The sequence below is a fragment of the Methylobacterium bullatum genome (assembly GCF_014845095.1).
GTDB lineage: Bacteria > Pseudomonadota > Alphaproteobacteria > Rhizobiales > Beijerinckiaceae > Methylobacterium > Methylobacterium bullatum.
The window spans coordinates 1-1,730 of the sequence record NZ_NKUG01000309.1; the positions used below are offsets into that span (position 1 = coordinate 1).

1 protein-coding gene is annotated in these 1,730 nt (G+C 67.3%); it reads right to left on the reverse strand.

Annotated features, from left to right (window positions below; genetic code table 11):
- Nucleotides 1–120: 120 nt before the first annotated feature.
- On the reverse strand, nucleotides 121–1,730 hold a 1,610-nt coding region (locus MBTS_RS23350; protein ID WP_192216611.1), incomplete at its 5' end, for a diflavin oxidoreductase.

A 1,730-nucleotide genomic window follows, 5' to 3' on the forward strand; every position in this document is an offset into this window, starting at 1 on the left:
GGGGCTCGTAGGTGCGGGGAGGGGTCAGGTCGTCCATGGCGATGATCCGGTCTTGTTCAGTTCATAGTCGGGGCGCTGCATGCGCATCCCCCCGTTCGCGCGGGGGAGGGACGACGCGCCCTAGTAAACGTCCTGCTGGTAGCGATGCGCCCGCTCCAGCGCCGCCACCGCGGCCTCGGCATCGGTTTCGCTCAGCGATTTGACCTCCGCATAGGCCTGGACGACGGCATTGCGCACGTCCTTGGCCATCCGGTTCGCGTCGCCGCAGACGTAGAAGCTGGCGCCGCCGTCGAGCCATTCCACCACTTCCTTGGCGTGGTGGCGGATACGGTCCTGCAAGTAGATCTTCTCGGGCTGGTCGCGGGAGAAGGCCACGTCGATCTTCGTGAGCGAGCCGTCCTCCAGGGCCTCCTGCCATTCGAGCTGGTAGAGGAAGTCGTGGGTGAACTGACGGTCACCGAAGAACAGCCACGAGCGGCCGGTGGCCTCGATCGCGCGGCGTTCCTGAACGAAGGCACGGAAAGGAGCGACGCCGGTGCCGGGGCCGACCATGATGATGTCGGTGGCCGGGTCCTGCGGCAGGCGGAAATGCCGGTTCGGTTTCAGCTTCACGCGCAGCTTGCTTCCGTTCTTGATCCGGTCGGCGACCTGCACCGAGGTGACGCCCGAGCGTGACCGCCCATGCGTCTCGTAGCGCACGGCGGCGATGACGAGATGGACCTCGTCGCCGACCTCTTTGCGCGAGGAAGCGATGGAGTACGCGCGCGGGGGCAGGGGACGGGTGATGGTGTTGAGATGCTCGGCCGAGAGGGTGGCCGGAAAGGTCTCGATCAGATCGATGAGGTGGCGCCCCTCGATCCAGGCCCGCAGCTCGCCGCTGTCGATGAGCTTCTGCGCCTCGGCATGGCCCGTCGCCTTGGCGAACCGCTCCACGGTGGTGGCCGAGAGTGTGGTGATGTCGCGCTCGGACAGTAACGCCTTGCGCAGGGCCTCGTCGCCGGTGAGATTCGTCGCCTTGAGGATGTCCTCGACGAGGGCCGGATCGTTCTCGGGATAGATTTCGAGCGAATCGCCCGGCTCGTAGGCCGGAGCGCCGTCCTCGAATTCGAGGGCCAGATGGATCGTCTCCTTGTCGGAGAGCGACGAGTTGAGGTTGATGTGATCCACCACCTCCACCACCACCGGCTCGCGGCTCGGCTCGGCATCGTCGTCCTCGGCGGCGGCGCGGCCGGCGAAATCCACCGCGACGACGTTGTCGGCGCTCGGCGCGGGCGCCAGCGCCTTCAGCGTGTTCTTGATCCAGTCGGCGGCGGGCTTGTCGAAATCGAGATCGAGATCGGCCCGCTCGGCGCCGCGCTTGCCGCCCAGTGCCTCGAACCGCGCGTCGAGCGCCTTCCCGATGGCGCAGAACTCCACATAGGAGGTGTCACCCAAGGCCAGCACACCGAAGGTCACGCCGTCGAGGCGGGGAGCGCCGTCGCCCATCAGCTCGTTGTAGGCGCGGGTGGCGCGGGCCGGAGGCTCACCTTCGCCCCAGGTCGCCGCGATGGCGATGAGGTTCTTGGAGTCCGTCAGCGTGGCGACGTCGAGGTCGGCGAAATCCACCACCTTCGGCTTGAAGCCGCTTTTCTTGGCGAGCTTGGCCACGGACCCGGCCAGGGCTTCGCAATTGCCGGATTCGCTGGCGTAGATGATCGTCAGCGGCTCGGCGGCCTTGGGCGGGGCGGCGG